Genomic DNA, 23793 nt, shown 5'->3' with positions numbered 1-23793 from the left:
GACCCAATCCACGGGGTGGACAGGCCTGGCCAATTCAACCAATTCAATACAATAAATTGGTATCAACAAACTTGGCACACTATTGAGTTCTCAAACAACAGACACATTCGAATACTTCCCGAAACAATTCAGTAATTGAATTCTTTGCTTCGTTTTTCTTCGCTGCGATGTTTATACATTAGTTCATTCAAGTTTACTTTGCAAATCCCGGTATTTTCCGGATATTCACTTCAGTAAGCTGAATCCGCCCAGCAAGATACGAAGCTTTCCATCATCTTTGTGCACTGCACATGACGAATTGCTTGATTTTGAAGGGGGTTTGTCGCCACTCAGCGGCGGCGACTCAGAAAACAATACACGCTCCCCCGCGGCCGTGCAAATCGGCTGCGGAGGAGCGTGCGTTGAGGCGGAAAGCCGCCTAAGGGACCAGTACTTCCACGGTGGCAAGGTTCTTTTTGCCGCGGCGCAACAGCAGGTATTGCCCGTGCAGCAGTTCATCTTCGGAGATGACAGCCTCCGGATCGGACACTTTCTCGTTATTCACATAGGCGCCGCCTTCGCTGACCGTGCGCCGGGCAGCAGACTTGCTGTCCGACAGACCGGAAGCAACCAGCAGATCAACGATCCCAAGCCCGTCCACCTGGATCCGGGCGGACGGCAGTTCCGACGTCGCGGCCTCAAGGGTGGGCCTGTCCAACGCGGACAGGTCGCCGTTGCCAAAGAGGGCAGCCGACGCGGCGATGACTTTCTCGGTTGCCGCAACACCATGGACCAGTGACGTAACTTCGAACGCCAGCTTCCGCTGGCCCTCCCGGGCAAACGGACGCTCGGCCACCGCAGCGGCAATCCCGTCGATCTCCGCGCGGTTCAGGAACGTGAAAACCTTCAGCCGGTCCACCACGTCAGTATCGGCAGTGTTGAGCCAGAACTGGTAGAAGGCGTACGGGCTGCACATGCCGGCGTCGAGCCAGATGGCGTTGCCTTCGCTCTTGCCAAACTTGGTGCCGTCAGAATTGGTGATCAGCGGCGTACCGAGGGCGTGGACGGTCTTGGCCTCCACCTTGCGGATCAGTTCGGTGCCGCTGGTGAGGTTGCCCCACTGGTCCGAGCCGCCGGTCTGCAGCATGCAGCCGTAGTCGCGGAAGAGCTGCAGGTAGTCCATGCCCTGCAGGATCTGGTAGCTGAATTCCGTGTAGCTGATGCCCTCGTCTGAACTGAGGCGGGAGGCCACAGCATCCTTGCGGAGCATGGTGCCCACTCGGTAGTGCTTGCCGATCTCCCGCAGGAAATCAATGGCGCTCAGGGGCGCGGTCCAGTCAAGGTTGTTGACCATGCGTGCAGCGTTTGCGCCGTCGAAGCTCAGGAAGCGTTGGACCTGGGCCTGCAGGTAGCCCACCCACTCATTCACGGTGTCCTTGGTGTTCAGCGTCCGCTCGGCTGTGGGCCGCGGGTCACCGATCAGCCCGGTGGAACCACCCACAAGTCCCAGGGGCTTGTGGCCGGCCAGCTGGAGACGGCGCATCAGGAGGAGCTGGACCAGGTTTCCCAGGTGGAGGCTCGGCGCCGTGGGATCGAACCCGCAGTAATAGGTGACCGGTTCCCCGGCGAGGAGCTTTTCCAGTTCCGCTTCGTCGGTGGAGACGTGGACCAGTCCGCGCCACTTCAGCTCCTGCCAGACATTGGCGAAGGTGGGGTCGTTCTGCTGGGATTCAAGATCGTTGAGTTCTGACACGACTTCTAAGTTAGCAGGATCGACGACGCCCGGCGCCGTCATGAACGGAGCCGGGCGTCAGAAGGGCAAAAGCGGACCAGCTCAGCCTTCAATACCGGCGGGAATACCTTCCGCGGCGATCAGCCGGAGCCGCTGCGTGGGACGGGTCATGGCCACGTACAAGTCACCGACGCGGCCGTGCTCATGGTTGAGCATCTCTGACGGTTCCAGCACCACAACACCGTCGAACTCCAGGCCCTTGGCCTCACGCGGGCTGATGACCACGATGTCCTGTTCGTAGCTGCCCGCCCCGTTGCCGATACGCCGGCCGTAGGCCGCGCGGAGGGCTGAGGTTGCAGCGGGAAGGAGGTCGCCGTCGGCAATAACCGCCAGCAGGCCGCCGTCGAGCGCTTCCAGTTCCTCGGGGAGCACCTCCACGAGGCGGCTGACCACCTGGCCCTGATCCACCTTGTCAATGACAGGCGACCAGCGTCCCTCCCGAACGGCCTTCGGGGCGGACACAACCAGCCCGGCCGCGTTGGCCATGCGGGCCGCGGCTTCGGCGATCTGCGACGGCGTACGGTAGTTGACCGTCAGCTCCTCCAGCTGCCAGCGGTCACCGAACATGGGTCCCAAAGCACCCTGCCAGGAGTTGGCCCCGGCAACGGAACTGGTCTGGGCGATATCCCCCACGATCGTGAAGGACTTCAGCGGGCACCGGCGGACCAGGAGGCGCCACTGCATCGGCGAGAGCTCCTGTGCCTCATCCACCACAATGTGGCCAAAGGCCCACGTGCGGTCGGTGGTTGCCCGCTCGGCGGCCGTGAGACGGTTCTGGCGCTCCTGGTTCTGGTCCACCAGTTCTTCGGCGGTCATCATGACATCAACGCCCATGTGCTCCATGTTCACCAGGGTCTGCTTGGCGTTGGCGAGATCCCGGGCACGGTCATGCTCCTGTTGGGCGAGCCCGCGGCCCGCAGCCGGATCGAGCTCACCAAGGAGTTCGGCCGCTTCGTCCAGCAGCGGGACATCCGCCTCGGTCCAGGGCGCATCTGCCGGGCGCAGCAGGAGCGACTGCTCTTTGAGGCTGAGGTGCGGTGTGCAGGCCGCCAGCACGGCGGGCTTGCTCAGGAGTTCGGTGATCAGCTTCTCCGGAGTCATGGGCATCCAGCACAGGTTGAGCGCGATCCGGACATCGCGGGCCGTGCGGACGTCCTCCGCCAGGTAGGAGCGGTCAGCATTGTTGCCGATGCTCCCGGCCTCCACAAGCTCCGTCATCTGTTCTGTCAGCTCACGGAGCAGGATCTTGACGAACGTCAGGCGTGCCTCGTTGTGCGGCTTGCCGGTGGACCGGGCACGTTCGCGGGCGCGGCTGACCTGCCGGGGCGTCAGCACCAGCTTCCGGCCATCGACCTCGAGGATGCGGTCCTCAGCGGGGATCCGCTGCCGGTTCGCCACGGCATTGGCCACAACCTTCGCCATGTCCAGCCGCCCCTTGATCGCCGCGACGTCGGCCTCGGGTTCAGGAACGGCGTTGATGCCCGGCATCAGGCGTCCCAGGCTCGCCATGACCACGCCGGTCTCACCGAGTGAGGGAAGGACGCGTTCGATGTACTTCATGAACGACGACGACGGCCCCACCAGCAGCACGCCGGCAGTCTTCAGCCGTTCCCGGTGGGTGTACAGCAGGTATGCCGCACGGTGCAGCGCGACGGCCGTCTTGCCGGTGCCCGGACCGCCCTGAACCACCAGGGCCCCGGAGATGGAGGACCTGATGATGCGGTCCTGCTCGGACTGGATGGTGCCGACAATGTCCGACATCCGGCCGGTGCGCTTGGAGTCCAGCGCGGCCAGCAGGGCCCCTTCGCCCTGCAGCGAGTCGTTGTCGGCCAGCATTCCGGCGTCGAGCACGTCATCCTCGATGGCCTTGACTTCCCGGCCCTGGAGGATGAGGTGCCGCCGGCGCCGGACCCCCTGCCGGTCAAACGCGGTTGCCTGGTAGAAGTGCCCGGCTTCGGGCGCGCGCCAGTCCACCATGAGCCGCTGCAGGTCATCGGTGGTCAGGCCGATGCGGCCGATGTACTGGGCTTCACCGGAATCCAGGTCGAGGCGGCCGAACACCAAGCGGTCATCGACAGCGTCGAGCTGGGCCAGGCGGTCCTCGTAGAGCGCGGCGAAGGCGTCACGTTCGGAAACATTCTGCATGGTGCCCACGGCACCGGCCCGGCGGACCTGTGCCAACTGCTGGCGCTTCTCAGCACGCAGCTCTTCGAGCCGCGTGTACAAGCCAGCGACGTAATCGCGTTCGTGGGCCAAATCGGCGTCAAGCATTTAAACGTTCCCCTATCGCAAAAGACAGACCGTCCATTCTACAACCATTTCGGTTAACGTGCCCGCCTGCCCCCTCGCCCCGGATGTCATCCAATGTTCACTTTTCCGGCCGCCTCCATCAGTTTCGGCGCTGGCCCCGGACTGATTCAATACTGCAATGCACCACGAGACTGTCCTGCCCGGATACGGGCTTTCCCTCATCCCGCTGGCACCGGAGCATGCCCGTGCCCTGCATGACTTCGTGGATGCCGGCATGTGGGCCGGCATGGCCGCATCGCAGCCGCGCACCGCCGGGGAGCTCGCGGCCTTGTTTGAGGCCAGGATTTCCGATCCGGCCAGCCTGGCTTTCGCCGTGGCGGACGAGCGGACGGGTGCCATCCTGGGAACGACTGCCCTGAACGCTTTCGACGCCGGACAGCAGCGGGTGGAGGTGGGCGGAACGTTTTTCGGCCGGCAGTTCTGGGGCAGCCACGTCAACCCGGCCAGCAAGCACGCCCTGCTCACCTTCGCGTTTGGGGTACTCCACGTCCAGCGCGTCGCCTTCCGGTGTGACGCGCGGAATGTGCGCAGCGCCGCGGCAATCGAACGGCTCGGGGCCACGTTCGAGGGTGTGCTGCGCAGTCACCGCACCGCGCCCGACGGCACCCGGGCGGACTCTGCCGTGTTCTCGATCCTGCGGCCGGAATGGCCTTCCGTGCAGCGCGACCTACAGCGTCGGCTGGAGCCGTTCGCCCAACAGGGCGACAGGGCTGAAAAGCACGCCGAGATCCGGCCGGGAGGCCAAGCCGGCCACTCCGGCGCCGCCATCTATGCCCGCCGGACCTTCGCGGCCTTGTAGCGGGAGACGGTGGGATCCCCCGGCAGCCAGAAACGCCAGGGATAGTCGGCGGAACCGCCGTCGCCGGAAACCCCCACCCTGGGCCCGGAGCTGTAGGGAAGAACGGGAAGCGCCGGCAGCCGCAGCTCGAAGGGCTCCGCAAGTGCATCGCGTCCGCTGTCCGCGGTGGTGAGGGCCAGGGCTGTGGCGAGCCGGGCGGGACCGCTCGCAAGGTCAAGTGGTGATTTCGACGTCGGCCGCCTCACCTGCGCCAGGTGCCGGCCTTCCACCACCTCGCCCGCGCGCAACAACACGCCGGACGCCGCTCCGGCAGGCCCGCAGACGATGTTGGCGCAGTAGTGCATCCCGTACGTGAAATAGACGTACAGGTGGCCGGCCGGCCCGAACATGGGCGCGTTGCGGGCCGTGGGTCCCCGGAAGGTGTGCGAGCCGGGATCCGGATGCAGGGAGTCGCCGGGACCCATGTAGGCCTCCACCTCGGTGATCCGCACGGCGACCGTTCCTTCGTGGCTGTTGTGGCTCAGGACGGAACCCAGCAGCAGGGGCGCGATTTTCCGCGCGTCACCGGAGAGCAGGTCGCGGAGCTGCTCCGGGGACTGCTCCGGCCCGAAGTGAGTGCTGCTGACGGTCATCCACCGACTCTACCGAACGCCCACGGCCATGTCCGATTCCCGCTAGCAGACCCTGCGCCGGGCTGGCAGGATAGGGGGATGGACTTCTGGCAGCGCTACCGCGCCATCGACGCGCGGGACACCCGTTTCGACGGGCAGTTCTACACCGCTGTCCGGACCACCGGAATCTACTGCCGCCCGTCCTGCCCGGCCCGGACCCCCAAAGCGGCCAACGTCACCTTCTACGAAACCTCCGCCGCAGCGCACGACGCCGGCTACCGGGCCTGCAAACGGTGCCTCCCCGAAGCCGTTCCCGGGACGCCCGCCTGGAACGTCAGGCAGGACCTTGCCGGGCGGGCGATGCGCCTGATCAACGACGGCGTGATCAACCGCGACGGCGTGGAAGGGCTGGCGGCACGGCTCGGCTACTCCGCCCGCCAGCTCAACCGGATCCTCAGCCACGAACTCGGCGCCGGCCCGCTGTCCCTGGCCCGGGCCAGCCGTGCCCAGACCGCGCGCACCCTGCTGGTCTCCACGTCCATGAAACTGGCAGACATCGCCTTCGCGTCCGGCTTCAGCAGCGTCCGGCAATTCAACGACACCATGGTGGAGGTCTTCGCCATGACGCCCACCGCCCTGCGCGCCACGGCACGGCACCACGCAGCCACCGCCGCGACAACCTCGCTGACACTGAGCCTGCCGTACCGCGAACCGTTCGACCCCGGCGTCTTTTCCTTCCTCGCCGTCAGGGCGATCCCCGGGATTGAGGCGGGAACACCGACGTCGTACGCCCGTACCCTGCGGCTCCCCCACGGTGACGCCCGCTTCGGTGTGAATTACGACGACGGCGCACCGGGGCGGCCGCTGACCCTCACCATCGGTGCGGTGGACCTCAGGGACCTGCCGGCGCTGCTGAGCAGGGTGCGCAGGCTGTTCGACCTCGATGCGGACCCCGTGGCGATCGACAGTGCGCTGGCTGCTGATCCGCGCCTGGCCCCCTCAGTTGCGTGTGTCCCCGGCATCAGGATGCCGGGCGCGGTGGACCCGCAGGAGCTCCTGGTCCGGGCCATGATCGGCCAGCAGATCACGGTGGCGGCGGCACGGACCGCCCTGACGCAGCTGTCCGCCGCCGGCAGCACCAGCATGGTCCCGGGCGAGGGACTGGACCGGTTGTTCCCCACTGCGGCCGAAATCGCCGGTTCCGGCTACTCGCTGCTGCGTGGTCCCCGGCGCCGGATTGATTCCCTTCGGTCCGCTGCGTCAGCCCTCGCAGGCGGCGAGCTGGACTTCGGCTACGGCGACGACCTGCCCGGGCTGGCAGCCAAGCTGCTCCCCCTGCCGGGCGTGGGACCCTGGACGGTGGGCTACGTGGCCATGCGTGTCCTCGGCGCCCCGGACGTCTTCCTGGCGAACGACGCCGCCGTGCGGAACGGCATCCGCGCCCTCACCCCGGACAGCACCGGGCCCGGCGCCGGCGCGCCGGGGCCTGGCAACCCTGCGCCGGATTTCCGGGAAGTCAGCCCGTGGCGGTCCTACGCCACCATGCACCTGTGGCGGGCGGCGTCGTCGTCGTCGTCGTCGTCGTCGTCGTCGTCGTCCAAGGCCGCCAAGCGTAAACAGAACATTCCAGAGAAAGCGATGCAATGAAAGCCCAGCTGTTGACTATGTCCACCGCAGACGGTCCCTTCACCATCCTCGCGCAGGACGGCGTGGTCCTGGCTTCCGGCTGGACCGCCGAGCTTGGCGAGCTGACCGGGCAGATCCACCCGCAGCTGCGTCCGGCCGAGGTGGAGGCCGTGGCCGATCTGGGCCCGATCTCCCGGGCGGTCGAAGCGTTTTATGCCGGGGATCCCGCCCCGGCGATGGCTATTCCCGTACTGCAGAGGTCCGGGCCGTTCAGGGCACACGCCTGGGATGTGCTGAGGACGGTCCGTCCCGGCTCGCCGGTGACCTACACCGAGTACGCCGGGCTGTCGGGCAACCCCAAGGCGGTCCGGGCCGCCGCCAGCGCCTGCGCCTTCAACGCGGCAGCCCTGTTCGTGCCGTGCCACCGCGTGATCCGTACCGACGGTTCCATGGGCGGCTTCCGCTGGGGCCTGGCCATCAAACAGAGCCTGCTCGCGCGGGAGGCAAGGGAAAGCCTGCTGGCCCGCGAAGCCGGGTGAGCCTGCTCCCTCCGGGGGGCTCTAACGCACGACGCTCTATCACTTAATGCACCTTAAGCGACGACGCTCTCTCACTTTCCTGAAGAAAGTAAGAGAGGGTTGCCCAAAAAGCGGCATTAAGTGATGAAGGGTCTGCCGCAGGCGGGCGCACTCGAGCTGTCGCCGGCCAACTTAGCCCGGCCGCTTCCCGTCCGGGCCGAAGCGGTGCCGGATGTGCCGCCGGTCGTGGCGTGCCTGCCAAAATTCCAGTTCCGTCGGCCTTACCGCGTAGAGCTGCCAGTCGGGATTGTGACCGCCGTCCGCTGCGGGCCGCGCGTCCCAGTCTGCCGCCGACGCCTCGGCGGACAGTTCAACCACGGGGCCAGCCACTCGGACCTGCCGGCCCTGCTGCGGCCAGTAGAAGTTCAGGGCCGCTGCGGGGTTGACCGAGAGCTCCCGGCCCTTCCGTGAGGTGCGGGACGTGGCGAAGTGCCAGCCGTCGTCGTCGATGTCCTTTAGGATCAGCATCCTGGCGGACGGGTGGCCGTTGCCGTCCGCCGTTGCCAGGCTGCAGGCGTGCGGTTGCAGCACGCCTGCAGCCAGCGCCTGATCCAGCCATAATTTGAACAGCGCCACCGGATCGGCGGGCGCCGTGGCGGGATCGAAGTCCGGCAGGTCGGAGGGAAAATCCGGCAGGGCACGGAGTTGGCTGCGGAAGGCGTCGCTCATGGCGCAATGGTAGCGGGGAGCCTCGGTCCCAACGCACAACGCTCTCTCACTTGATGCAATAAAAACGGCGATGCTCTCTCACTTTCTTGAAGAAAGTGAGAGAGCATCGCCCAAAAACCCGCATTAAGTGAGAGAGCGTTGTGGCCCTAAAAGCCCGGCCCGGGAACCCCTGCGGACGGGGCTCAGAGCGTCTGACGGTTAGTTCGCGTAGTCCCTGACGCCGGCCAGCTCGGCTTCCAGCGCAACCAGCTGGCGTTCGACGGCGGCCGGTGCGGTGCCGCCCTGGGAGTTGCGGCTGTTGAGCGACCCCTCCGTGGACAGGACCGTGCGGACCTCGGGGGTGAGGTGCTCCGAGATGGCAGCATATTCCCCGTCCGTCAGGTCCCACAGCTCCACGTCGCGGCTTTCGGCCTGCTTGACCGCCGCACCGGAGAGCTCGTGCGCCTCGCGGAACGGAACACCCTGGCGGACCAGCCATTCGGCAATGTCCGTGGCCAGCGCGAAGCCCTGGGGTGCCAGGGACTCCATCCGCTCCGTGTTGAACTTCAGGGTCGCGATCATGCCCGAGACCGCCGGGAGCAGCAGCTCCAGGGTATCGGCGGCGTCGAAGACCGGCTCCTTGTCCTCCTGCAGATCGCGGTTGTACGCGAGCGGCAGGCCCTTGAGCGTCGCCAGCAGGCCGGTCAGGTTGCCGATCAGGCGTCCCGCCTTGCCGCGGGCCAGCTCCGCCACGTCAGGGTTCTTCTTCTGCGGCATGATCGAGGAGCCCGTGGAGTACGAATCGTGCAGGGTGACAAAGGAGAACTCCTTCGTGGCCCACAGGATCACTTCCTCCGACACGCGGGACAGGTCCACCCCGATCATGGCCGTCACCCAGGCGAACTCGGCGAAGACGTCGCGGGAAGCGGTGCCGTCGATCGAGTTGTGGGTGGCGGAGAAGAAGCCCAAATCAGCAGCCACCGCTTCCGGGTCCAGGCCCAGCGAGGAGCCGGCGAGGGCGCCCGAACCGTAGGGCGACACGCCGGCACGCTTGTCCCAGTCCTGGAGCCGCTGCACATCGCGCAGCAGCGCCCAGGCGTGGGCCAGCAGGTGGTGGCTGAGCAGGACCGGCTGGGCGTGCTGCAGGTGCGTGCGGCCGGGCATGGCCACACCCTGGTGCGCCTTGGCCTGGTCCACCAGCGCCTCGATGGTGGCGAGCACGCCGCGGGCGATGATCCGGGCATGGTCACGCAGGAACATGCGGCCCAATGTGGCCACCTGGTCGTTGCGGGACCGCCCGGCGCGGAGCTTGCCGCCCAGCTGGGTGCCGGCCCGCTCGATCAGGCCGCGTTCCAGCGAACCGTGCACGTCTTCATCGGACTCCGCCGGCAGGTACGCGCCGGAGGCGACGTCCTCGTCCAGCCGGCTCAGGGCGTCGAGCATGCCCTCCAGCTCGGCGCCGTCCAGCAGTCCGGCCTTGTGCAGCACGCGGGCGTGCGCCTTGGAACCGGCGATGTCGTAACGGGCCAGCCGCCAGTCAAAATGCGTGGACTTGCTCAGCGCGGCAAGGGCATCTGCGGGGCCGCCGGCGAACCGGCCGCCCCACAGCGCACCGGTGTTCGTCCCCGAGCGCACCCCACCCTCGCTTCGCTCGGCCGGGGACCCCTGCGCCCGTGGGCCCATCTCCGACTGTGTTTCCGACTCAGCCACAGGGGCTACTTTCCTGCGACGCGGATATCGCGGCCGGAGGCAACCTTGGCGGACATGCCCCACAGCTCGATGAAGCCGCGCGCCATCGACTGGTCGAACGTGTCGCCGGTGTCGTAGGTAGCGAGGTCGAAGTCGTAGAGCGAGGTCCCGGAACGGCGTCCGTTGACCACTGCCTGGCCACCGTGCAGCGTCATGCGGATGTCACCGGAGACGTACTTCTGGGTGTCCTCGATGAAGGCGTCCAGGGAGCGCTTCAGCGGGGAGAACCACTGGCCGTCGTAGACCAGTTCGGCCCAGCGCTGGCCCACCGTGGCCTTGAAGCGGGCCTGCTCACGCTCGACGGTGATGTCCTCGAGGTGCTTGTGCGCGGTGATCAGCGCCATGGCGCCGGGAGCTTCGTAGATTTCGCGGGACTTGATGCCCACGAGGCGGTCCTCGACCACGTCGATCCGGCCCACACCCTGCGCGCCGGCACGGCGGTTGAGTTCCTTGATGGCCTGCAGCGGGGTGACCCGGACGCCGTCGATCGCTACCGGCACGCCGGCTTCGAAGGAGATGGTGACTTCATCCGGTGCCGGCGGGAACTCCGGCGTGGCGGTGTAGTCGTAGATGTCCTTGGTGGGGGCGTTCCAGATGTCCTCGAGGTAGCCGGTTTCGACGGCGCGGCCCCAGACGTTCTGGTCGATGGAGTACGGGTTCTTCTTGGTGGTCTCGATCGGCAGTCCCTTTTCCTCGGCGAAGGCGATGGCCTTGTCGCGGGTCAGGGCAAGATCGCGGACCGGGGCAATGCACTTCAGGTCCGGCCCGAGGGTCTGGATGCCGACTTCGAAGCGGACCTGGTCGTTGCCCTTGCCCGTGCAGCCGTGCGCAACGGTGGTGGCGCCGAATTCGCGGGCAGCCTTGACCAGGTGCTTGACGATCACCGGACGGGAAATGGCGGAGACCAGCGGGTAGTGGCCCTGGTAGAGGGCGTTGGCCTTCAGGGTGGGCATGCAGTACTCGTTGGCGAACTCATCGGACGCGTCGGCCACATAGGCTTCGACGGCGCCGCAGCCCAGGGCGCGCTGGCGGATGGTTTCCAGCGACTCGCCGCCCTGTCCGACGTCGACCGCTACCGCGATGACCTCGGCGCCGGTGGCTTCACCGATCCAGCCGATGGCTACAGATGTATCGAGGCCACCGGAGTAGGCCAGAACAATACGCTCAGTCACGAAAATGCTCCTTAGTTGTTTGGTTCTTGGTTGTCTTCAAGTTTATGGCGCGAAGTTTATTGCGCGGCTTCCTCGGCCAGCTGCAGGAACCGGACGGCGAGGTCCTGCCCGCCCTGCGGATCCCGGGAGACCAGCAGCACGGTGTCGTCACCGGCGATGGTCCCGAGGATGGACGGCATCACCGAGTGATCGATGGCCAGTGCCAGGAAATTGGCCGCGCCGGGCGGGGTCCGGAGCACCGCGATGTTGGCCGACGCTTCGGCAGTGACCAGCAGTTCGCTGCACAGCCGGGCGAGCCTGGCGTCCAGGATTTCCTGGCTGACACCGCTCTTGGCCGCACGTTCGCCGCCTTCGCCGGGGACGGCGTAGACCAGCACGCCCTCCTTGCCGCGGACGCGGACGGCGCCGAGTTCCACGAGGTCCCGGGACAGGGTCGCCTGGGTGACCTGGACGCCGTCGTCCGCCAGCAACGCGGCCAGCTCCGCCTGGGAGCGCACCGATTCACCCGTCAGGATGGCCGCGATGCGCGCCTGGCGGGCCGTTTTGGTGGCCGGGCTGGAGCCCGGCGCTGCGGACGGGACGGACATTAGAACGTGCTCTCCCCGGTGCCTTCAACCGGAGAAAGGCCCTCGACGAATGCCAGCCCGGACCGGTGCATAAGCCACGCCATCAGCGCCTTCTGGGCGTGCAGCCGGTTCTCGGCCTCGTCCCACACGATGGACTGCGGGCCGTCGATGACACCCGCAGAAATTTCATAGCCGCGGTACGCGGGCAGGCAGTGAAGCACGACGGCGTCATCCGCGGCGTGTGCCATGGCCGCCTCATCAACCGAGTACTCCCGGAACAGCTGCAGCCGGGCTTCCTTTTCGGCTTCCTGACCCATGGAGACCCACGTGTCTGTAGCTACGACGTCGGCTCCCTTGAGGGCCTCCGCGGCGTCGGTGGTCACCAGCACGGACCCGCCTGTCTCGGCTGCGCGTTCCTCGGCTGCGGCAACGATCTCCGCGGCCGGCAGGTAGCCTTCGGGCCCGGCGATGCGGACGTGCATCCCGGCGGTGACGCCCGCCAGCAGGTAGGAGTTGGCCATGTTGTTGGCGGCATCGCCGAGGTAGGCCATGGTGAGGCCCTTGAGTTCGCCCTTATGCTCCTTCACTGCGAGCAGGTCCGCCAGGAGCTGGCAGGGGTGGTAGTCATCGCACAGGGCGTTGATGACGGGCACCTTGGAGTTTTCCGCCATGGCCACCAGGCCCGCATGGGCACCGGTGCGCCACACGATGGTGGAGACCATGCGCTCCAGGACCTTGGCGGTGTCCTCCACCGACTCCTTGTGGCCGATCTGCGCTTCGCCGGGATTGATGATCAGCGCGTTGCCGCCCATGTCCGCGATGCCGGTGGCAAACGACACCCGCGTCCGCGTGGAGGTTTTGTCGAAGATGACGGCAACGGTCTTGCGGCCGTTCCCCTCCGCGGCAAACGGCTGCACGCTGTAAGGTGCGGCCTTCATCCGGACAGCAAGGTTCAGGACCTCTGCCTGTTCCGCGGGGCTGAGGTCGGTGTCCTTCAGGAAGTGGCGGGTGGTGCTGGGTGCTGCACCGGCGGATGAAACTACGGGGGTCACTTCGCGTCCTTAGCTGTCTGGAGGAGGGCCGGGAGGGCGGCGAGGAACGTGCCGGCCTGATCGGTGGTGAGGACCAGCGGCGGGGCAAGCCGGATGGTGCGGGGCCCTGGACTGTTCACGATGAAGCCTGCGTCCAGGCCGGCGGTGACCACGGCGGGGGCTACCTCCGCGTCCAGGTCAAAGCCGATCAGCAGGCCTTCGCCGCGGACTTCCGTGACGCCGTCGACGTCGGCCAGTCCGGCGCGGAGGTACTCCCCCACCTTCACGACGTTCTCCAAAACCCGCTGGCTTTCGATCGCGTGCAGCGTGGCCAGGGCGGCCGCGGTCGCAACCGGGTTCCCGCCGAAGGTGCTGCCGTGCTGGCCGGCAGTGAGGAGCGACGACGTCTGCCCGCCGAAGGTGATCAGCGCGCCGATGGGGAAGCCGCCGCCCAGGCCCTTGGCCAGGGTGATGGCGTCCGGAACGATCCCGGCGTCCTCGCTGGCGAACCATTTGCCGGTCCGGCCGATGCCGGTCTGGACCTCGTCCAGGATCAGCAGGGCGCCGGCCCTGGTGGTCGCTTCCCGGGCTGCCTTCAGATAGCCGGCGGGCAGGGGCCGGACGCCGGCTTCGCCCTGGATGGGTTCGAGGAAGACGGCGGCAACGGTTTCGTCGATGGCCGCTTCGAGTGCTGCAACGTCGCCGAACGGGATATGGACCACGCCGCCCGGCAGCGGCTCGAACGGCGCCCGGTAGGCTTCCTTGGCTGTCAGGGCCAGGGCACCCATGGTGCGCCCGTGGAAGGCACCTTCGAGGGCAATGATCTTGGTCCGGGGCGCACCGTGGGGGCCGGTGCTGTTCCGCCGCGCCAGCTTGAAGGCGGCCTCCACAGCTTCCGTGCCGGAGTTGGCGAAGAAAACCTTGGAACCGGCCGGGGCATGCGCCAGCGCCAGCAGCTTTTCGGCCAAAGCGATCTGGGCGGGGCTGGTGAAGAAGTTGGAGACGTGCCCCAGGGTGGCCAGCTGGCTGGAAATCACGGAGGTGACAAACGGGTTGGCGTGGCCCAGGGCGTTGACGGCAATGCCGCCGAGCAGATCCAGGTATTCCTTGCCGTCCGCATCCCATACCAGGCAACCCGCACCACGGACCAGGACACGCTGCGGTGTACCAAAAACTCCCATCAGGGACGTGGAGTACCGGGCCAGCCATTCGGCTCCGCTGGTGTGGCCAACGAGGGCGCTGGCGGCGGACTGGCTTAGTTCTGTGTTGGTCATGCTTTTACCTCTTCGTCGGGGACGACCTGCGTGCCGATGCCCGCCGTCGTGAAGGTTTCCAGGAGCATCGAGTGGGGCAGCCTGCCGTCCACGATGTGTGCGCGCTCCACTCCGCCTTCGATGGCCTTGAGGCACGCTTCCATCTTGGGGATCATGCCGGACTCGAGGGACGGCAGCAGTTCGCGCAATTCCGACGCCGTCAGGGAGGAAATGAGCGAGGACCGGTCCGGCCAGCTGGCGTAGAGTCCTTCGACGTCGGTCAGGATCACCAGCTTGGATGCCGCGAGGGCTTCCGCCACGGCCGCCGCTGCCGTGTCGGCGTTGACGTTGAGGACTTGGCCCGTTGTCTGGACCTCTCCGGCGGCCGTTTCGGCGCCGTGGGACTCGATCTCCGGGGCGACGGTGGAGATGACGGGGATCCGGCCGGCGGCCAGGATGTCCAGGATTCCTTCCGGGTTCACACCAACCACTTCGCCCACCAGGCCAAGGTCCACTTCCTCGCCATCAATGACGGTTCCGGTGCGGACGGCCTGCAGCAGACCGCCGTCTTCGCCGGACATGCCCACCGCGTAGGGGCCGTGGGAGTTGATGAGGCCCACCAGTTCGCGGCCCACCTGCCCCGTGAGCACCATCCGGACCACATCCATGGCTTCGGGGGTGGTGACGCGCAGGCCGCCCTTGAACTCTGACTCGATGCCCAGCCGCGCCAGCATGGCGTTGATCTGGGGACCGCCGCCGTGGACCACCACAGGATGGATGCCTACATGGTGCAGGAACACGACATCTTCCGCGAACGCCCGGCGCAGCTCCTCGTTGACCATGGCGTTGCCGCCGTACTTGATCACCATGGTGGTGCCGGCGAAGCGCTGGATCCAGGGCAGCGCCTCGATCAGCGTGCCTGCCTTGCCTTGGGCATCACTCATGGACGTGGTTTCGCGGGTCTGGGTGTTCATGCGGCGGTCTCTCCAGGGTTGCTGGCGGATCTAGCTTGAGTAGGCGCTGTTCTCGTGGACGTAATCGTGGGTGAGGTCGTTGGTCCAGATGGTGGCCTCGGCGTCACCGGACTTCAGGTCGATCTCCACCAGGACTTCGCGGGGTTCCAGATCCACCAGGTTGCGGTCGTCCCCGATGCTCCCGTTCCGGCAGATCTGGATGCCGTTGATGGCGACGTTCAGCTGGTCCGGTTCAAAAACGGCGTCCGTGGTCCCGACTGCGGACAGCACGCGGCCCCAGTTGGGGTCCTTGCCGAAGATGGCCGCCTTGAAGAGGTTGGACCGGGCCACGGAGCGGCTGACAGTTTCGGCGTCCCGCTCGGTGGCTGCGTTGAAGGTGCGGATGGCGATGTCGTGGCTGGCACCCTCGGCGTCCCCGATGAGCTTGCGCGCCAGTTCGGCACACACCTGCGTCAGCCCGGTACCGAAGGCTTCGGCGGACGGGACAGCGCCCGACGCGCCGGAGGCCAGCAGGACCACGGTGTCGTTGGTGGACATGCAGCCGTCGGAGTCCGCCCGGTCGAAGGTGACCCGCGTGGCGTCGCGCAGGACGACGTCGAGCATTTCCGCTTCGACAGTGGCGTCGGTGGTGAGGACCACCAGCATGGTGGCGAGCCCGGGTGCGAGCATGCCGGCGCCCTTGGCGATCCCGCCGATGGTGAATTCCTGGCCGTCCGCATCCGTTCCGATGAACAGCGCGGACTTCGGCACGGAGTCGGTGGTCATGATGGCGGTTCCGGCGTCCGGGCCACCGTCTGTGCTGAGCGCCGCGGCGGCAGCCTCGACGCCGGGCAGGATCTTGTCCATCGGCAGCTGTTCACCGATCAGGCCGGTGGAGCACACGAACACGTCCGTGGCTGAAATGCCGAGGACCGCGGCGACCTTCTCCGCTGTGCTGTGCGTGTTCTGGAAGCCCTGGGGACCTGTACAGGCGTTGGCGCCGCCGGAGTTGAGCACCACGGCGTCCACCCGGCCGTCCGAGACAACCTGCCGGGACCAGTGAACAGGTGCCGCGGCCACCCGGTTGCTGGTGAAGACCGCGGCCGCCGTCTTGGCCGGGCCATCGTTGACTACCAGGGCGAGGTCCGGCTTCCCGGACGTCTTCAGGCCGGCGGTGACGCCTGCGGCCCGGAATCCCAAGGGGGCGGTAACGGTCACGGGGCAACTCCCTGCAGGTTGAGGCCGGCCGTTTCCGGCAGGCCAAGCGCAATGTTCATGGACTGCACGGCGCCGCCGGCAGTCCCCTTGGTGAGGTTATCAAGGACGCACGTCACGATGACGCGGCCGGTGTGTTCATCCAGTGCCAGCTGCATCGCTGCATGGTTGGACCCCACCACGGACTTGGTGGTGGGCCACTGTCCTTCGGGGAGCACGTGCACGAACGGTTCGTCGTCGTAGGCGTCGGTCCAGGCCTGGCGGAGCTCCGCGGCAGTGGTGCCCGGCCTGACCTTGGCGGTGGCCGTGGTGAGGATACCGCGGCTCATGGGTGCCAGTGTGGGGGTAAAGGAGACGGTGACACGTTCCCCGCCGGCGTTGGAGAGTCCCTGCTCGATCTCCGGTGTGTGGCGGTGACCGCCGCCTACCCCGTAGGGGCTCATGGAGCCCATGACCTCAGAGCCGATCAGGTTCACTTTCGCAGCCTTGCCCGCTCCGGAGGTGCCGGAGGCGGAAACGATCACGACGTCGTCGGGCTGGAGCAGTTTGGCGGCAAAACCTGGCGTCAGCGCGAGCAGCGCCGACGTCGGGTAGCAGCCGGGGACGGCGATCCGGGTGGCACCCTTGAGGGCGTCCCGCTGACCAGGGAGTTCAGGCAGCCCATAGGGCCACGTTCCGGCGTGGGCGGAGCCGTAGAACTTTTCCCACGCGGCCGGATCCTCGAGGCGGTGGTCCGCGCCGGCGTCGATCACCACGGTGCCGTCGGGAAGCTGCGCCGCAATCTCCGCGGATGCGCCGTGCGGGAGCGCCAGGAACACCACGTCGTGACCGGCAAGGTTTTCCACGGTGGTGTCTTCGAGGATGCGGCTGGCGAGCCCGTGCAGGTGCGGCTGTAGTTCGCCGAGGCGGGAGCCGGCATTACTGTGCGCAGTGATGGCACCGATGGTCACGTCCGGATGGCCCGCGAGCAGCCGCAGGACTTCCCCTCCGGCGTAACCGCTGGCCCCGGAGACGGCAACAGAAATAGTCATAGCCGCAATCTTACAGCAAAAGTATTCATCGTGCCCGATATTTATGCACTCGCAGCATCTTGCCCGACGGCCGGCGGGTCACGCCCGGGTAAGCTTGAGTGAGGGTGATCCTGACCGCGCAGTCCGAATGTCGGCTGCAGCGTTGCCCGTAACTGTGACGAGGCCCCGCTTCATGTCCACCACCCTACACACCGCCGAGCGCCCTCAATCGCGCGTCCGCAAGCCCAACGCGGTTGTCCTGAGTTACTCGGAGCTGCTGAAGAGCGTCAAGGCTGAAGGCCTGCTGGAACGCCGCGTCGGCTTCTACATCACCTTGTTTTCCAGCCTTGTGCTGCTGATGACTGCGGCTTGGTTCGGCTTCGCCCTGATCGGCGACAGCTGGTTCCAGCTGCTCATCGCCGCAGCTGTGGGCGTCCTCTGCACGCAGCTAAGTTTCCTGGCGCACGAGGCCGGGCACCGCCAGATTTTCGCTTCCCGCCGGGCCAACGACTGGACAGCCCGTCTCCTGGCCACCTCGGTGGCGGGCATGAGCTACTCCTGGTGGGAGCAGAAGCACGGCGCGCACCACAACCACCCCAACGTCATCTCCAAGGATCCGGACATCGCCCCCGGCCCCATTGCGTTCCATACCGAAGCTGTTGCCGACCGCCGGGGCCGGTTTTCGTTCCTGACCCGCAAGCAGGGCTGGTTTTTCTTCCCGCTCCTGTTCCTGGTGGGCCTGGGGCTGCAGATCGACTCGGTCAGGTTCGTCTTCCGCCGCGCCAAGGTCACGCACCGCTGGGTGGAGATCCCCATCCTTCTGGTACGCCTCGGCGCCCTGCCTGTCCTGGCCTTCACGTTCCTGCCGCTGGGAATGGCGTTCGCCTTCATCGGTGTGCAGCTTGCCGTGTTCGGCTTCTACATGGGCGCATCCTTCGCGCCGAACCACAAGGGCATGCCGGTCCTGCCGGCGGACAGCCGCGTGGACTTCTTCAGCCGGCAGGTCCTGACCTCACGGAACATCTCGGGCGGCCGCTTTATGGACATCCTGCTCGGTGGTTTGAACCGCCAGGCCGAGCACCACCTCTTCCCGGACATGGCGCGTCCCCAACTGGACAAGGCCGCCAGGATCGTCCGCGAGTACTGCGAAAAGCACCAGGTTCCCTACACGGAAACCACCCTGTTCCAGTCCTACGGCATCATCGTCCGCTACCTCAACAACGTTGGACTCTCCGCCGGGCGCCACTTCGAGTGCCCCATGGCAACGGTCACCCGCCGCTACTAATTCCCGAGCGGGGGCATCCCGAATCCACCGTGTGACCCGAAGCGACGGCCGGCTACCGGCCGTCGCTTCGTTGTCCCGCCGCGGCATCCCTAGGATGGTCAGAGAAGCCGGCCCGGGAAATCCCCGCCCGGAGAGGAGACGTTCCATGCATGCAGTCGTTGCCCGCCAGTCCGGAGGTCCGGAAGTCCTCGAGTCCGCGGAGGTGGAGCGGCCCACGCCCGGCCCCGGTCAGTTGCTGATCAAGGTGGCGGCCACCGGGGTCAATTTCATTGAGACCTACCAGCGCGGCGGCATGTACAAAGTGGCGTATCCGTTCACCCCTGGCTCCGAGGCTGCCGGGACGGTTGAGGAAGTCGGGGAAGGCGTCGGGGGCTTCACCGTGGGCAGCCGGGTGGCAACCGCCGAGGGGCAGGAATGCTACGCCGAATACACCGTCCTGGATGCGGCAAAGGCACTTCCCGTTCCCGACGGCGTGGACCTCCACACTGCCGCTGCACTTCCCCTGCAGGGCATGACCGCCCACTACCTCATCAACTCCTCCTTCAACGTGCAGCCCGGCCATACGGTGCTGGTCCACGCGGGAGCCGGCGGCGTCGGACTGCTCATCACCCAGCTCCTGAAGACCCGGGGCGCCCGGGTCATCACCACCGTCTCCACCGACGAAAAGGAAGAACTGGCGCGCGCCGCCGGCGCCGACGAAGTACTCCGCTACGAGGGTTTCGCGGAGGCCGTCCGGCAAATCACGAACGGCGTGGGCGTTGATGTGGTGTACGACGGCGTGGGCAAGGACACGTTCGACGGCTCGCTTGCCAGCCTGCGCGCCCGGGGCTTCCTTGTCTTGTTCGGAGCTGCCTCCGGCGCGGTGCCGCCGGTGGATCCGCAGCGGCTCAATGCCGGCGGCTCGCTGTCACTGACGCGGCCAAAGCTGGCCGATTTCCTCGCCAATCCCCAGGAACGGCTGTGGCGGTCCCGCGAAGTTTTCGCTGCCGTGGCGGACGGAAGCCTGAACGTGCGGATCGGCGCGAGCTATCCGCTGGCGGAGGCACGGCGCGCCCACGAGGACCTCGAAGGCCGCCGCACCACCGGCAAGGTCCTGCTGGTTCCCTGACATCCGCCACGGTCCAGGTGAACGGAATGTGAACCTTCAACCAATTGCGGACACCTTCCGTTCACCTTGGGCGGGCATAATCCGACGGTGAGTGAGCACTTGTCTGACGTCGTCGCATCCCTGCCTGAAGAGTTGTACCGGCCGCAGCTGCCCGGTCTGCCCCTGGCCCCGCCGGAGCGGACCCTGATGGCTGTCCTTGAGGACTCGGCTGCCCGTTTCCCCGAAGCTTCGGCGCTCGACGACGGACGGCAGTCCCTGAGCTACGCCGACCTGATGGCCGCAGTGCGGGCCAAGGGGCGTGACCTGCAGGCCCATGGTCTCGGCGCCGGGCACCGGATCGGCGTCCGCATTCCCTCCGGGACGAACGAGCTCTACATCTCCATCCTGGCCATCCTGTACATCGGCGCCGCGTACGTGCCCGTGGACGCGGACGACCCTGAGGAGCGTGCCCGGCTGGTCTTCGGTGAGGCGCGTGTTGCGGCCGTCCTCACCGGCGTGGACGCAGTCACTTTCCCGGGGCCCCGGGACTCCACCGGCCGCGGCGACGCCGGGCGCAGTGAAACCGTGCACAACGCAGCCGAGCGCCGCCTTGCGGAGCCGGGCGACGACGCGTGGATCATTTTTACCTCCGGGTCCACCGGCACGCCCAAAGGCGTAGCCGTCCAGCACCGCTCCGCCGCTGCTTTTGTCGACGCCGAGGCCAGGATCTTCCTTCAGGAGGAACCCCTCGGTCCGCAGGACAGGGTCCTGGCCGGTCTTTCCGTTGCCTTTGATGCCTCCTGCGAAGAGATGTGGCTGGCCTGGCGCCACGGCTCCTGCCTGGTACCGGCCCCGCGCGCCCTCGTCCGGACCGGCACCGATCTTGGTCCCTGGCTTATCAACCACGGCATCACCGCCGTGTCCACCGTCCCCACCCTGGCCGCACTGTGGCCGGCTGAATCCCTCGAGAACGTCCGGCTCCTCATCTTCGGCGGTGAGGCCTGCCCGCCCGAACTCGCCGAGCGCCTCGCCGTCCCCGGCCGTGAAGTCTGGAACACCTACGGACCCACCGAGGCCACGGTGGTGGCCTGCGCCGCTCCCCTGGGCGGCCCCGGCCCCGTCCGCATCGGCCTGCCGCTGGACGGCTGGGACCTGGCCGTGGTGGACACCGACGGACTGCCCGTCGGCACAGGCGAAATCGGTGAGCTGATCATCGCCGGCGTCGGGCTGGCCCGCTACCTGGATCCGGACAAGGACCGGGAGAAGTACGCGCCGATGCCCGCCTTCGGCTGGGAGCGCGCCTACCGTTCGGGCGACCTGGTCCGCTACGAAGCCGAAGGCCTGATCTTTATGGGCCGCGCCGATGAACAGGTGAAACTGGGCGGCCGCCGGATCGAGCTGGGTGAAATTGACGCTGCCCTGCAGGCTCTCCCCCACGTCGCGGGAGCTGCGGCGGCCGTCAAGACAACCGCGGCCGGCAACCAGATCCTGGTGGGCTACCTGGCCGCAGACGCGGAGCTCGACCTGGTGTCCGCCCGCGAACACCTGGCCGCAAGCCTGCCCGCCCCGCTCATTCCGCTGCTGACTGTGGTGGACTCGCTGCCCACCAAAACCAGCGGTAAGGTGGACCGCCACGGGCTGCCGTGGCCGCTGACCGGGTCCGGCGCAGCCGATGCTGCCGCCGCACCCTTGAACCTCCCCGAAGATGCCGCCTGGGTGGCCGAACAGTGGGCCGCCGTCCTCGGCAGTCCGGTGACGAGCCTCGACGCCGATTTCTTCGCGTACGGCGGCGGCTCGCTGTCGGCCGCGCAGCTGGTTTCGGCCCTCCGGGTGCGTTATCCCACCATCACTGTTGCCGACATCTACGCGACGCCCAGGATCGGTGCGCTGATTGATACGGCCCGCCAGTCCCTTCCTGAGGGAGTTGCTGCCGGACCGGCCCCGGCCAGGACCGTCCGCCCCACCGCCTTGAAGTCGCAGATCTTCCAGACGCTGATGGGCATTCCCCTGCACATTCTGGTGGGGATGCGCTGGCTGACCTACCTGATGCTGGCCAACAACCTGCTGTCAGCGTTCGCGGGCTTCAGCGCCGCCCCCACCGTGTCCTGGTGGTGGGTGGGCGCGTCCTGGCTGGTGTTCGTCTCCCCTGCCGGCCGCATGCTGATTTCCATCGCCGCGGCCCGGTTCCTGCTCCGGAAGGTGGTCCCCGGCACGTACCCGCGCTCCGGGAAGATACACCTGCGCCTGTGGCTGGCGGAACAGATCCAGGATTTGGCGGGTGCGATCAGCCTGGCCAGCGCACCGTGGGTGCCGTATTATGCCCGGGCTTTGGGCGCCAAGATCGGCAATAACGTCCAGCTGCACTCGCTGCCACCGGTCACGGGACTGCTGTCCCTCGGCAGCGGTTCCAACGTGGAGCCCGAGGTGGATCTTTCCGGCTGGTGGATCGACGGTGATGTGGTCCACATCGGCGCCGTCCGCATCGGTGCCGGTGCCACCGTCGGTGCGCGCAGTACGCTCATGCCCGGCGCGTCGATCGGTGCAGGAGCACAGGTGGAACCGGGCTCGGCCGTCCTCGGCAAGGTGAAGGCCGGGCACCACGTCGCCGGTTCCCCCGCCGAACGCCGGGGCAAGGCCAAACACACCCTTCCGGACACCCCGGTGGAACACCGGCTGATTGGCCGGCTCTGGTTCGCCGGGTTCTCCCTCGCCTCAGCCACGCTGGCGCTCATCCCCTACATCTCCGCCGCGGCCGCCGCCCTCGTGATCTTCGCCTTCATCCGCGGAAGCCAATCACTGTCCGCCGCCGCGCCTCACATCCTGCCCGCCCTGGCGCCTGCGGCCCTTGCCTGGTTCGTGGTCAACCTCCTGCTGATCCTGGGCACGACGCGGCTGCTGGGCCTTGGCCTGAAGGAGGGCTACTTCCGTGTCCGCAGCCGGATCGGCTGGCAGGTCTGGGCCACCGAACGGGTACTGGACCTGGCCCGTGATTTGCTCTTCCCGGTCTATGCGAGCCTTTTCACGCCGGTCTGGCTTCGCCTGCTCGGGGCGAAGATCGGCAAAAACGTCGAGGCCTCCACCGTCCTCCTCATCCCCAAGATGACCACCGTGGGTGAGGGCGCCTTCCTGGCCGACGACACCATGGTGGCGTCCTACGAGCTCGACGGCGGGTGGCTGCGGATCGCTCCTGCGAAGATCGGCAAGCGCTCCTTCCTGGGCAACTCCGGCATGACCGCTGCCGGCAGGAACGTGCCCAAGAACTCGCTCGTCGCCGTCCTGTCCGCCACGCCTGCCAAGGCAAAGGCCGGAACCTCATGGCTGGGCAGCCCGCCCGTGCGGCTCCGGCGCACCGCCATCGCCTCGGACGATACGCGCACCTACGAGCCCCCGCTGCGGCTCAAGTTTGCCCGCTGCCTGTGGGAACTGGGCCGATTCGTCCCGGTGGTGACCACGGTGGCCATTGCCGCCGGCGTGATGCTCGCCTTCGACTGGCTGGCTGCCGCCTACAATTACGGGATTGCTGCCGCCGTGGGCGGGGTAGTCATGCTGTTGGCCGGTGCGGTGGCTGCGGGCAGCGCCGTCGTCGCCAAATGGGTCCTCGTGGGCCGGATCCGCGAAGGCGAGCACCCGTTGTGGAGTTCCTTTATTTGGCGGAACGAGGTAGTGGACACGTTCATCGAGATGGTCAGCGCCCCTTGGTTTGCACGCGCGGCCACCGGGACGCCGGCCCTGGTCTGGTGGCTCCGGTCCCTCGGCGCAAAAATCGGCCGCGGCACGTGGTGCGAAAGCTACTGGCTTCCGGAAGCGGACCTCGTCACCCTCGGCCGGAATTCCACCGTCAACCGTGGCTGTGTGGTCCAAACGCACCTCTTCCATGACCGGGTCATGAGCCTGGACACTGTTACGCTCGAAGACGGAGCAACCATGGGACCCCACGGTGTGATCCTGCCCCAGGCAAGCATCGGCAACGGTGGAACCGTGGGACCGGCGTCGCTGGTCATGCGTGGCGAATCCGTTCCGGCCGCGACGTACTGGATGGGCAACCCGGTGAGTCCCTGGAGTGGCCCCGCGAAGTCTGCGCCCAAACCAAGATAGCCACGCACCACCCAGCTGTCCGCCCTCCTGATCG

The 23793-nt window shown here is 67.1% G+C and carries 18 protein-coding genes; 6 read left to right on the top strand and 12 right to left on the bottom strand.

Going from position 1 to position 23793, the window contains the following annotated elements; all coding sequences use genetic code 11:
- Positions 1–418: 418 nt before the first annotated feature.
- Both tyrS and IAQ70_RS07800 read right to left on the bottom strand, forming a co-directional pair.
- Positions 419–1732 (bottom strand): tyrosine--tRNA ligase, encoded by a 1314-nt coding sequence (gene tyrS / locus IAQ70_RS07805; protein ID WP_190988732.1) that lies wholly within the window; start codon positions 1730–1732, stop codon positions 419–421.
- Between the two features lie 81 nt (positions 1733–1813).
- On the bottom strand, positions 1814–4042 hold the full coding sequence (locus IAQ70_RS07800; protein WP_190988731.1) for a HelD family protein: 2229 nt from the start codon (positions 4040–4042) through the stop codon (positions 1814–1816).
- 157 nt (positions 4043–4199) lie between these two features.
- On the opposite strand from IAQ70_RS07800, the gene IAQ70_RS07795 reads away from it, so the two are divergent.
- Entirely contained in the window at positions 4200–4880 is a 681-nt protein-coding gene (locus tag IAQ70_RS07795; protein WP_190988730.1) for a GNAT family N-acetyltransferase, read from the top strand.
- Here IAQ70_RS07795 and IAQ70_RS07790 read toward each other — a convergent pair.
- Positions 4850–5512 carry a DNA-3-methyladenine glycosylase gene (locus IAQ70_RS07790; protein ID WP_190988729.1) on the bottom strand — a complete coding sequence of 221 codons (663 nt, stop codon included), beginning with the start codon at positions 5510–5512 and terminating at the stop codon, positions 4850–4852. The genes IAQ70_RS07795 and IAQ70_RS07790 overlap by 31 nt on opposite strands.
- 78 nt (positions 5513–5590) lie before the next feature.
- Between IAQ70_RS07790 and IAQ70_RS07785 the strand changes: the two genes are divergently transcribed.
- Both IAQ70_RS07785 and IAQ70_RS07780 read left to right on the top strand, forming a co-directional pair.
- Positions 5591–7138: a DNA-3-methyladenine glycosylase 2 family protein gene (locus tag IAQ70_RS07785; RefSeq protein ID WP_190988728.1), complete on the top strand. Its 1548-nt coding sequence runs from the start codon at positions 5591–5593 to the stop codon at positions 7136–7138.
- Positions 7135–7656, top strand: a complete 522-nt coding sequence (locus tag IAQ70_RS07780) for a methylated-DNA--[protein]-cysteine S-methyltransferase (RefSeq protein ID WP_190988727.1) — start codon at positions 7135–7137, stop codon at positions 7654–7656. The genes IAQ70_RS07785 and IAQ70_RS07780 overlap by 4 nt, the downstream gene beginning before the upstream one ends.
- Before the next feature lie 171 nt (positions 7657–7827).
- On the opposite strand, the gene IAQ70_RS07775 is transcribed toward IAQ70_RS07780, so the two are convergent.
- The 9 genes from IAQ70_RS07775 to argC form a co-directional block, all read right to left on the bottom strand.
- Complete coding sequence (locus IAQ70_RS07775; protein WP_190988726.1) at positions 7828–8364, bottom strand: pyridoxine/pyridoxamine 5'-phosphate oxidase; 537 nt, start codon at positions 8362–8364, stop codon at positions 7828–7830.
- A gap of 198 nt (positions 8365–8562) precedes the next feature.
- A complete protein-coding gene (argH, locus tag IAQ70_RS07770) occupies positions 8563–10026 on the bottom strand; it encodes an argininosuccinate lyase (RefSeq protein ID WP_190988758.1) in 1464 nt (487 codons plus the stop codon).
- A 32-nt stretch (positions 10027–10058) separates the two neighbouring features.
- Positions 10059–11264 carry an argininosuccinate synthase gene (locus IAQ70_RS07765; RefSeq protein ID WP_190988725.1) on the bottom strand — a complete coding sequence of 402 codons (1206 nt, stop codon included), beginning with the start codon at positions 11262–11264 and terminating at the stop codon, positions 10059–10061.
- Between the two features lie 56 nt (positions 11265–11320).
- Positions 11321–11851, bottom strand: a complete 531-nt coding sequence (locus tag IAQ70_RS07760; RefSeq protein ID WP_190988724.1) for an arginine repressor — start codon at positions 11849–11851, stop codon at positions 11321–11323.
- On the bottom strand, positions 11851–12882 hold the full coding sequence (argF, locus tag IAQ70_RS07755; RefSeq protein WP_190988723.1) for an ornithine carbamoyltransferase: 1032 nt from the start codon (positions 12880–12882) through the stop codon (positions 11851–11853). The genes IAQ70_RS07760 and argF overlap by 1 nt, the downstream gene beginning before the upstream one ends.
- The gene (locus tag IAQ70_RS07750; RefSeq protein WP_190988722.1) at positions 12879–14135 is read right to left on the bottom strand and encodes an acetylornithine transaminase; all 1257 of its coding nucleotides are present in this window, start codon (positions 14133–14135) and stop codon (positions 12879–12881) included. The genes argF and IAQ70_RS07750 overlap by 4 nt, the downstream gene beginning before the upstream one ends.
- Positions 14132–15088, bottom strand: coding sequence for an acetylglutamate kinase (argB, locus tag IAQ70_RS07745; protein ID WP_190988721.1), 957 nt, complete (start codon positions 15086–15088; stop codon positions 14132–14134). The genes IAQ70_RS07750 and argB overlap by 4 nt, the downstream gene beginning before the upstream one ends.
- 30 nt (positions 15089–15118) lie before the next feature.
- Entirely contained in the window at positions 15119–16285 is a 1167-nt protein-coding gene (gene argJ / locus IAQ70_RS07740; RefSeq protein ID WP_190988720.1) for a bifunctional glutamate N-acetyltransferase/amino-acid acetyltransferase ArgJ, read from the bottom strand.
- Positions 16282–17313, bottom strand: a complete 1032-nt coding sequence (argC, locus tag IAQ70_RS07735) for an N-acetyl-gamma-glutamyl-phosphate reductase (protein WP_190988719.1) — start codon at positions 17311–17313, stop codon at positions 16282–16284. The genes argJ and argC overlap by 4 nt, the downstream gene beginning before the upstream one ends.
- 172 nt (positions 17314–17485) lie before the next feature.
- Here argC and IAQ70_RS07730 point away from each other — a divergent pair, with 172 nt between their 5' ends.
- The 3 genes from IAQ70_RS07730 to IAQ70_RS07720 all read left to right on the top strand — a co-directional run bounded on the left by IAQ70_RS07730 (position 17486) and on the right by IAQ70_RS07720 (position 23759).
- A complete protein-coding gene (locus IAQ70_RS07730; RefSeq protein WP_190988718.1) occupies positions 17486–18577 on the top strand; it encodes a fatty acid desaturase family protein in 1092 nt (363 codons plus the stop codon).
- A 145-nt stretch (positions 18578–18722) separates the two neighbouring features.
- Complete coding sequence (locus IAQ70_RS07725) at positions 18723–19685, top strand: quinone oxidoreductase family protein (protein ID WP_190988717.1); 963 nt, start codon at positions 18723–18725, stop codon at positions 19683–19685.
- 186 nt (positions 19686–19871) lie between these two features.
- Positions 19872–23759, top strand: coding sequence for a Pls/PosA family non-ribosomal peptide synthetase (locus tag IAQ70_RS07720; protein WP_190988757.1), 3888 nt, complete (start codon positions 19872–19874; stop codon positions 23757–23759).
- The last annotated feature ends 34 nt before the right edge of the window (positions 23760–23793 follow it).

Source organism: Pseudarthrobacter sulfonivorans (genome assembly GCF_014712225.1).
GTDB lineage: Bacteria > Actinomycetota > Actinomycetes > Actinomycetales > Micrococcaceae > Arthrobacter > Arthrobacter sulfonivorans.
The sequence above is the reverse complement of the archived record's forward strand: the minus strand, read 5'-3'. Positions and strand labels throughout refer to the sequence as shown.

What these genes read in the sequence shown, in the direction of transcription:
- IAQ70_RS07720 (WP_190988757.1), top strand. Translation starts at nt 19,872, where the DNA reads ATGGCTGTCCTTGAGGACTCGGCTGCCCGTTTCCCCGAAGCTTCGGCG.
- IAQ70_RS07730 (WP_190988718.1), top strand. Translation starts at nt 17,486, where the DNA reads ATGTCCACCACCCTACACACCGCCGAGCGCCCTCAATCGCGCGTCCGC.
- IAQ70_RS07775 (WP_190988726.1), bottom strand. Translation starts at nt 8,364, where the DNA reads ATGAGCGACGCCTTCCGCAGCCAACTCCGTGCCCTGCCGGATTTTCCC.
- IAQ70_RS07795 (WP_190988730.1), top strand. Translation starts at nt 4,200, where the DNA reads ATGCACCACGAGACTGTCCTGCCCGGATACGGGCTTTCCCTCATCCCG.
- IAQ70_RS07750 (WP_190988722.1), bottom strand. Translation starts at nt 14,135, where the DNA reads ATGACCAACACAGAACTAAGCCAGTCCGCCGCCAGCGCCCTCGTTGGC.
- IAQ70_RS07725 (WP_190988717.1), top strand. Translation starts at nt 18,723, where the DNA reads ATGCATGCAGTCGTTGCCCGCCAGTCCGGAGGTCCGGAAGTCCTCGAG.
- IAQ70_RS07800 (WP_190988731.1), bottom strand. Translation starts at nt 4,042, where the DNA reads ATGCTTGACGCCGATTTGGCCCACGAACGCGATTACGTCGCTGGCTTG.
- argC (WP_190988719.1), bottom strand. Translation starts at nt 17,313, where the DNA reads ATGACTATTTCTGTTGCCGTCTCCGGGGCCAGCGGTTACGCCGGAGGG.
- IAQ70_RS07780 (WP_190988727.1), top strand. Translation starts at nt 7,135, where the DNA reads ATGAAAGCCCAGCTGTTGACTATGTCCACCGCAGACGGTCCCTTCACC.
- argH (WP_190988758.1), bottom strand. Translation starts at nt 10,026, where the DNA reads ATGGGCCCACGGGCGCAGGGGTCCCCGGCCGAGCGAAGCGAGGGTGGG.
- IAQ70_RS07790 (WP_190988729.1), bottom strand. Translation starts at nt 5,512, where the DNA reads ATGACCGTCAGCAGCACTCACTTCGGGCCGGAGCAGTCCCCGGAGCAG.
- IAQ70_RS07760 (WP_190988724.1), bottom strand. Translation starts at nt 11,851, where the DNA reads ATGTCCGTCCCGTCCGCAGCGCCGGGCTCCAGCCCGGCCACCAAAACG.
- argB (WP_190988721.1), bottom strand. Translation starts at nt 15,088, where the DNA reads ATGAACACCCAGACCCGCGAAACCACGTCCATGAGTGATGCCCAAGGC.
- IAQ70_RS07785 (WP_190988728.1), top strand. Translation starts at nt 5,591, where the DNA reads ATGGACTTCTGGCAGCGCTACCGCGCCATCGACGCGCGGGACACCCGT.